Here is a 7,236-nt window from a genome sequence, read left to right on the forward strand (position 1 = left end):
TCAGAAGTCTGCGGATCCGGCGGCGCGCGGGTAGGGGATCGCGTCGCGGATGTTGGAAAGGCCGCACACATAGCACAGCAGGCGTTCGAAGCCCAGCCCGAAGCCGGCGTGCGGGACGGTGCCGTAGCGGCGCAGGTCGCGGTACCAGCCGTAGGTGGTCAGGTCCAGGCCGAACTTGGTCATGCGCCGGTCAAGATAATCCAGGCGTTCCTCGCGCTGGCTGCCGCCGATGATTTCGCCGATGCCCGGCGCCAGCACGTCCATCGCCGCGACCGTCTTCTCGTCGTCGTTCAGTCGCATGTAGAAGGCCTTGATCGCCTCCGGGTAGTTCATCACCACTACCGGACGGCCGACGTGCTTCTCGGCGAGATAGCGCTCATGCTCGGTCTGCAGGTCCACGCCCCAGGCGACCGGGTACTCGAACTTCTGGCCCGATTTTTTCAGGATCTCGATCGCATCGGTGTAGTCGATGCGCTCGAACGGCTGCGCGATGAAATGCTCCAGGCGCGTGACGGCGTCGGGCGCCACGCGCTCGGCGAAGAAAGCCATGTCGTCGGCACGCTCGTCGAGCACCGCCTTGAAGATCGCCTTGAGGAAGCGCTCCGCGCAGTCGGCGTCGGCGGCGAGGTCCGCGAAGGCGATCTCCGGCTCGATCATCCAGAACTCGGCCAGGTGGCGCGGAGTATTGGAGTTCTCAGCGCGGAAGGTCGGGCCGAAGGTGTAGACCTTGCTCATCGCCAGGCAGTAGGCCTCGACGTTGAGCTGGCCGGACACGGTCAGGAACGCCTCGCGGCCGAAGAAATCCTTGCGGAAGTCGATCTTGCCTTCGGGCGTGCGCGGCAGGTTGGCCAGGTCCAGCGTGGACAGCCGGAACATGTCGCCGGCACCCTCGGCGTCGGAGGTGGTGATGATCGGCGTATTGATCCAGAAGAAGCCTTCGGACGTGAGGTGACGATGGATCGCCGTCATCATCGTGTGGCGCACGCGCGTGACCGCGCCGAACAGGTTGGTGCGCGGGCGCAGGTGCGCGACCTCGCGCAGGAACTCCATCGAGTGCTGCTTGGGCTGGATCGGGTAGGTTTCCGGGTCGTCCACCAGGCCGGTGACTTCCACTTCGGTTGCCTGGATCTCGAACGCCTGGCCCTTGCCCTGCGAGGGCACCAGCGTGCCGGTGACGATCACGCCCGCGCCGGCGGTGAGGTGGCGGATCTCGCTCTCGTAGTTGGCGAGCGTGGCGGGCGCCACCGCCTGGATCGGATCGAAGCAGGAGCCGTCGCTGACGTTGACGAAGGACAGGCCCGCCTTCGAATCGCGGCGCGTGCGCACCCAGCCGCGCACGGTCACGGTGCTGCCGGCCCCGATGGCGCCGGAAAGGGCCTGCTTCACGCTAGACAAGGTCGGGCTCGCTACCGCCATGGGATTGAAACTCCTGCGCGCGCGCCGCATCTGGGCGCTGTCATGTTCGATTCGCGCGCCGGCTGCGGCGCGTCGGGGCAAACCCGCATGATAATGTAGGGCCGCGGCCTTCTCACCTTCAGTCGCCATGAGCATCTCGATCACCCCACCCGCCCGCGACCGCATCCGCCAGTTCCTCGCCCAGACACCCGGGGCGGCGGGCGTGCGCTTCGGCGTCAAGCGCACCGGCTGCTCGGGCTTCGCCTACGTGGTCGACCTGGCCGATGCCGCCAACCCGGGCGACCACACGCTGGACGTGGACGGCATCCGGCTGATCGTGGACGACAAGAGCCTGCCCATGGTGGAGGGCACGGTGATCGATTTCCGCCGCCAGGGTCTCAACGCCGCGTTCGTCTTCCACAACCCCAACGCCACCGGCGAATGCGGGTGCGGGGAGAGCTTCACCGTCGGCTGAACCGCCGGGCTCTTCCGTAACGCGCGCTTTACGCGGCCCGTCGGGGCACGATACACTTCCGCTTCTGTCCGCGTCCCATCGGCGCTGGCAGGCACTTGCCTCACCGCATCCGGCGGGAGGCTGCGAGGCCCGCGAGGGCCGCATCCACAAGGAGCCAACACCACAATGACCATGCGTCATTACGAAATCGTGTTCCTGGTCCACCCTGACCAGAGCGAGCAGGTCCCGGCCATGATCGACCGCTACAAGGCGCTGATCGAGGCCGACGGCGGCAAGATCCACCGTCTCGAGGACTGGGGCCGCCGCCAATTGGCCTACCCGATCGAGAACCTGGCCAAGGCGCACTATGTCCTGCTCAACATCGAAGTGGGCCAGAACGCGCTGAACGAGCTGGAATCCGGTTTCCGCTTCAACGACGCGGTGCTGCGCCACCTGGTCGTCAAGCGCGACGAGGCCGACACCGAGCCGTCCTTCATCCTGAAGTCGAAGGAGAAGGATGACGCCAAGTCCTCGCGCCGCCGCGACGACGATGGCGACGGTGACGACCGTCCGGCGCGCCGCGAGCGCGATGACCGCGACAACGATCGCGACAGCGACTGATCCAGGAGCACTGACCCATGTCCAAGTTCTTCCGCCGCCGCAAGTTCTGCCGCTTCACGGCCGAAAACGTGAAGGAGATCGATTACAAGGATCTCAACACGCTGCGCCAGTACGTCACCGAGAACGGCAAGATCGTGCCCAGCCGCATCACCGGCACCAAGGCGCGCTACCAGCGCCAGCTGGCGACCGCGATCAAGCGCGCCCGCTTCCTGTCGCTGCTGCCGTACACCGACAACCACGACGTCTAAGCTCCTTGGTCCTTCTCCCTGTCGGGGAGAAGGTGCCCCGCAGGGGCGGACGAGGGGCAAGGCTTGCGGGGAAACTAATCTGAGCGTCGCTTCGATGCGGTTTCCCGCGAGCCCCGACCCCTCACCCCAGCCCTCTCCCCAGAGGGGAGAGGGAGCTAAAGACGACACTTCGGACAACCGTCCACGGCTGCGCCGGCCTCACCGGCGCTAACGAAAGGAAAAAACCATGGAACTGATTCTTCTCGAGAAAGTCCGCAACCTCGGCAACCTGGGCGACAAGGTCAAGGTCAAGCCGGGTTACGGCCGCAACTACCTGCTGCCGCAGGGCAAGGCCGTGCCGGTCACCGCCGCCAACCTCGAAGCCTTCGAGAAGCGCCGCGCCGAGTACGAGGCCAAGGCCAACAACCTGCTGTCCGACGCCGAGGGCCGCAAGGCCAAGCTGGAGGGCGCCGAGGTGACCATCGCCGCGCACGCCAGCCCCGAAGGCAAGCTGTACGGCTCGGTCGGCCCGCGCGAGATCGCCGAAGCGCTGGAAGCGACCGGCCACAAGGTCGGCAAGGGTGAAGTGATCCAGGGCGAAGGCCCGATCCGCAACACCGGCGAGTACGACGTGGTGATCAGCCTGCACGCCGACGTGCAGACGCAGGTCAAGGTGATCGTGGTCGGCGAGAAGTAAGCCGATACGATCCTGCAGCAAGAAAACGGGCGCCCTCGGGCGCCCGTTTTCGTTTGGGCTGAGATGAGGGCGATCGAGCGATCGCGGCGGTCGCGCAAGAGATGCTCCACGCGAAACCGGCAGTCAGCGCCTTCGGTCCGGCGGTGCGATCACCTTGTAGGGCAGCTCGAACGACTCCAGTGGTGACGCAGCGGTGCTCGCCTCGGCCATCCCGGGTGCGCCGCCGGTGGCGGCATCGCCCATGCGGTTCCCGCGTTCGGGCACGGCCTGGCCGTTGCCCAGGCTGGGATCGGCGGCAGCGCCGGTGCGGGCGCCCTGGGCGGCGTCATTGACGGGGCCGGCCTGCACGCCGCCTGCGGCATTCCCGCCCGCCGCGTTGCCCATGCCGCTGCCGACGCCGCTGATCGCGGGGTTGCCGGTGGTGGTGCCCGGATCGGATCCGGCGGGAGTGGTCGGTCGGGACATGGCGGTACCTCCGCAAGCGATGCCTGGATGCTGCTCCGGCGGCAGTGACCACCCCGTAAAGCAGTGTGCCCGGCGCCGTTCGCGTCGATGGCCTTGAAAGAAGGTCGCACGACGGCTCCGGCCGCGTTCCGTGGCGGTTATGCTCGCGCCAGTGCCATCGAAGGGGACGCGCATGCGGCGCCACCATCATCGTGAACGCCACCGCACGGAACACATGGGCTGGCTGCGCGCGGCCGTGCTCGGTGCCAACGACGGCATCGTGTCGACCGCCAGCCTCTTGATGGGCGTGGCCGCCGCGCATGCCAGCCGCCACGACCTGCTGCTCGCCGGCGTCGCCGCGCTGGTGGCCGGGGCGATGTCGATGGCGGCCGGCGAATACGTGTCGGTGCATTCCCAGGCCGACAGCGAGCAGGCCGAGCTGGACCGCGAGCGCGAGGAACTGGCCAACGACACCGACGCCGAGCACCGCGAGCTGGCGGGCATCTACATCGGCCGCGGACTGGATCCTGCGCTTGCACGTCAGGTGGCCGAGCAGTTGATGGCGCACGACGCGCTCGATGCCCACGCACGCGACGAGCTGGGCATCACCGAAGTACTGCGCGCCCGCCCGCTGCAGGCGGCGGCTGCCTCGGCGGCGAGTTTCGCGGCGGGTGCCGTGGTGCCGCTGCTGGTGGCGGCACTGGTGCCGCCGGCCCTGCAATTGCCGCTGGTGTTCGCCATTTCCCTGGCCTGCCTGGCGCTGCTCGGCGCCGCGGCCGCGCGGATGGGCGGTGCGGCGGTCGCCACCGGCGCGCTGCGCATCGCCTTCTGGGGCGCGTTGGCGATGGCGGTGACGACCGGCGTAGGCCTGCTGTTCGGCGGGCCTGCGTAGACTTCGCGGGTTGCGCATCGGCGCCGACGGCGTTATGCAGAAGACAGGCAAATCAGACAGGGCGGGTACGCCATTGAAAAAGAAACGATCCTCGATAGGGCAGTGGCTGGTGCCGGCCGTGGTGGTGATCGCTGCCGTTGCCGTGGGCGTGTTCCTCTGGCGCAAGGCGACCCAGGGCGGCGCCGAACAAGCGCCCACCGCGATGCAGGCCCCCGCCAGCACGGCACCTGCCCATGCCGCCACGACGATCCAGCACCCGATCGCACAGGCCGCTCCGGCGCCCGCGTCGACCGCGCCGCTGCCGGCACTGGACGCGAGCGATGCGGACACCGCCGATGCGCTGCTGGCGCTGGCCGGCGGCCACGCGCTGGACGGGCTGCTCTACCGCGAGCAGGTGATCCGCCGCATCGTGGCGACGGTCGACGCGCTGCCGCGTCAGAGCGTGGGCACCAACATCCTGCCGGTAAAGACGCCCAAGGGCGCATTCGCGGTCGAGCAGGCCGACGGCGGCATCACGCTGAGCCCGCGCAACGCCGGGCGCTACGCGCCTTACATGCGCGTGCTCGAAGGCGTCGATCCGAAGGCGCTGGTCGCCTGGTACGTGCATCACTACCCGTTGTTCCAGCAGGCCTATCGCGACCTGGGCTACCCCAAGGGCTACTTCAACGACCGCCTGGTCGCGGCGGTCGACGACATGCTGGCCGCGCCGGTGCCCGATGCGCCGGTGAAGCTGGTGCAGCCGAAGGTGTTCTACCGCTACGCCGACGCCGACCTGGAAGCGCGCTCGGCCGGCCAGAAGATGCTGATGCGCCTGGGCGCGGACGACGAGGCGCGGGTGAAGGCGCGGCTGCGCGAGATCCGCGCGCTGCTGACCGGTGCCACGCTGCCGGCGGCGGCCTCGACGCGCTGACGTGGGGCGGGCTTCAGCCCACCTCGCCGGCCAGGCCAGCGGCGAAGGACTGAAGCGCACCCTGCGCTGGATTGCCGTCGCTCAGCAGTAGTTTTCCGGCAGCCGCCGATGCACGGCGGTCGCCGCGATCGCTGCGTGGCCGACCGCCACGCTGATCTGGTTCAACGCGCTGACCACGTCGCCGATCGCATACAGGCCGGGCACGCTGGTCTGCAGATGGTCGTCCACCGCCAGCGCGCCTTCGTGGTCGAGCGAGGCACCCAGCGCCGCGGCCAGATCCGACTGTGCGTCGGCGCCGAGCACCGGGTAGAGCGTATCCAGACGCAGCCGCCGGCCCTCGGCGGAGCGGGCCAGGCACGCGCCGTCGATCAGCTCCAGGCGCTGCGGGCCGGGCCATAGTTGTATGCCGCAATCCCTGGCCTGCTGCTGCGCGGCCTCGTTCCAGGGCGAGTCGTCGGCCGCCAGCGCAAAGACGTGGCGCGAAAAGGTGCGCAGGAACGCGGCGTGGCCGATGGCCGCCTGCGCGGGCGCCAGCACGCCGATCACCTCGTCGCGCGCCTCGTACGCATCGCACACCGCGCACAGCCGCACGGTGCCGTTGGCGATCGCCTGCTCGAGGCCCTCGATCGCCGGCAGGCGGTCGACCACGCCGGTCGCCAGGACCACCGTGCGCGCCTGCCAGTGGCGCGCGCCGTCGCTGGCGATGAAGCCGCCGTCGAACCGCTCGAGCCGGATGATCCGCGTGCGCACCTGCGGCACGCCGTAGGTATCGGCCTGCAGGCGGAAGCGCGCCAGCAGTTCGTTGCCGGCTACGCCGAACGGAAAGCCGGGGCAGTTGTGGCTCGCTGGAATCCAGCGCGCACGGCTCGCGCCCGCATCGGCCAGCAGGATGTGGCGGCGGAAGCGAGCCAGATAGGTGGCCGCGGTCAGGCCGGCCGGACCGGCGCCGACGACCAGGCAATCGAGCAGGTTTTCGGACATGGGGCTGCCGATGGGGCGACGGCTCCGGTCGTCGGCGCGTGAACGTCCAAGTGGCGCGTGAACGAAGCGGGCCCGGCAAGAAGGCCCTCACGGACCCTTGCCGGGCCGGCGACAGCGCGCGACCCATAGTGTGACGTGCATCACGTAGTTGCACCTCGCGGCAGGGGCGCCCGATCTGTCGTGCGATTCCGGAGACGCGCGGGGACGGCCGACAGGAGGTCGCGGGAAACGTCCGTGGAACCCGTGCCCGATCCAACAGACACCGGCGCGCAGGGAGGCTCGCAAGGAGTGGCCTTTGTCAGCATCCTCCACGCCAGCGTCAGCAGGGGGCGCTTTCCCCGCCGGCAGCGGAGAGATGGCGACGCGCATCCGCGCCTTCGACTGGGCCGGCACGCCGCTGGGATCCTTCGCGGACTGGCCGGGCTCACTGCGCACGCTGGTGTCGATGATGCTCGAGAGCGAGCTGCCGATCGCGCTGGGCTGGGGCCCGGGCCTCACCTGCCTCTACAACGACGCCTACCGGCCGCTGCTGGGCAGCAAGCCGGAGGCGCTGGGCCGCCCGTTCCGCGAAGTCTGGCCCGAGGCGCGCAGGATCACCGAGCCGGTGATCCTGCG

Annotated in this window: 9 protein-coding genes and 1 pseudogene; 7 read left to right on the forward strand and 3 right to left on the reverse strand. The window is 69.2% G+C overall.

The features are described 5' to 3' along the window. Positions 1 to 1,416, reverse strand: a complete 1,416-nt coding sequence (asnS, locus tag AAIL17_RS14840; protein ID WP_424683632.1) for an asparagine--tRNA ligase — start codon at positions 1,414 to 1,416, stop codon at positions 1 to 3. Positions 1,417 to 1,543: 127 nt separating this feature from the next. Between asnS and AAIL17_RS14845 the strand changes: the two genes are divergently transcribed. The 4 genes from AAIL17_RS14845 (at position 1,544) to rplI (ending at position 3,394) form a co-directional block, all read left to right on the forward strand. Beyond that, entirely contained in the window at positions 1,544 to 1,870 is a 327-nt protein-coding gene (locus AAIL17_RS14845; protein ID WP_424683633.1) for a HesB/IscA family protein, read from the forward strand. Positions 1,871 to 2,035: 165 nt separating this feature from the next. Further along, a complete protein-coding gene (gene rpsF, locus AAIL17_RS14850) occupies positions 2,036 to 2,470 on the forward strand; it encodes a 30S ribosomal protein S6 (protein WP_424683634.1) in 435 nt (144 codons plus the stop codon). 17 nt (positions 2,471 to 2,487) lie between these two features. After that, on the forward strand, positions 2,488 to 2,718 hold the full coding sequence (gene rpsR, locus AAIL17_RS14855) for a 30S ribosomal protein S18 (protein ID WP_008434437.1): 231 nt from the start codon (positions 2,488 to 2,490) through the stop codon (positions 2,716 to 2,718). A 226-nt stretch (positions 2,719 to 2,944) separates the two neighbouring features. After that, a complete protein-coding gene (rplI, locus tag AAIL17_RS14860) occupies positions 2,945 to 3,394 on the forward strand; it encodes a 50S ribosomal protein L9 (protein WP_424683635.1) in 450 nt (149 codons plus the stop codon). A 123-nt stretch (positions 3,395 to 3,517) separates the two neighbouring features. On the opposite strand, the gene AAIL17_RS14865 is transcribed toward rplI, so the two are convergent. Then, a complete protein-coding gene (locus AAIL17_RS14865; protein WP_424683636.1) occupies positions 3,518 to 3,859 on the reverse strand; it encodes a hypothetical protein in 342 nt (113 codons plus the stop codon). Between the two features lie 172 nt (positions 3,860 to 4,031). Here AAIL17_RS14865 and AAIL17_RS14870 point away from each other — a divergent pair, with 172 nt between their 5' ends. Together AAIL17_RS14870 and AAIL17_RS14875 are read left to right on the forward strand one after the other, a co-directional pair. Further along, positions 4,032 to 4,730 (forward strand): VIT1/CCC1 transporter family protein, encoded by a 699-nt coding sequence (locus AAIL17_RS14870; RefSeq protein WP_424683637.1) that lies wholly within the window; start codon positions 4,032 to 4,034, stop codon positions 4,728 to 4,730. 73 nt (positions 4,731 to 4,803) lie between these two features. Further along, on the forward strand, positions 4,804 to 5,640 hold the full coding sequence (locus AAIL17_RS14875; protein ID WP_424683638.1) for a DUF3014 domain-containing protein: 837 nt from the start codon (positions 4,804 to 4,806) through the stop codon (positions 5,638 to 5,640). A gap of 81 nt (positions 5,641 to 5,721) precedes the next feature. On the opposite strand, the gene AAIL17_RS14880 is transcribed toward AAIL17_RS14875, so the two are convergent. After that, positions 5,722 to 6,621 carry an NAD(P)/FAD-dependent oxidoreductase gene (locus tag AAIL17_RS14880; protein WP_424683639.1) on the reverse strand — a complete coding sequence of 300 codons (900 nt, stop codon included), beginning with the start codon at positions 6,619 to 6,621 and terminating at the stop codon, positions 5,722 to 5,724. 355 nt (positions 6,622 to 6,976) lie between these two features. Here AAIL17_RS14880 and AAIL17_RS14885 point away from each other — a divergent pair. Then, positions 6,977 to 7,236, forward strand: a pseudogene (locus tag AAIL17_RS14885) (histidine kinase); the annotation flags it as partial.

Origin of the sequence: Frateuria sp. YIM B11624 (assembly GCF_049727805.1) — a bacterium.
In the GTDB taxonomy this organism is placed as follows: domain Bacteria; phylum Pseudomonadota; class Gammaproteobacteria; order Xanthomonadales; family Rhodanobacteraceae; genus Frateuria_A.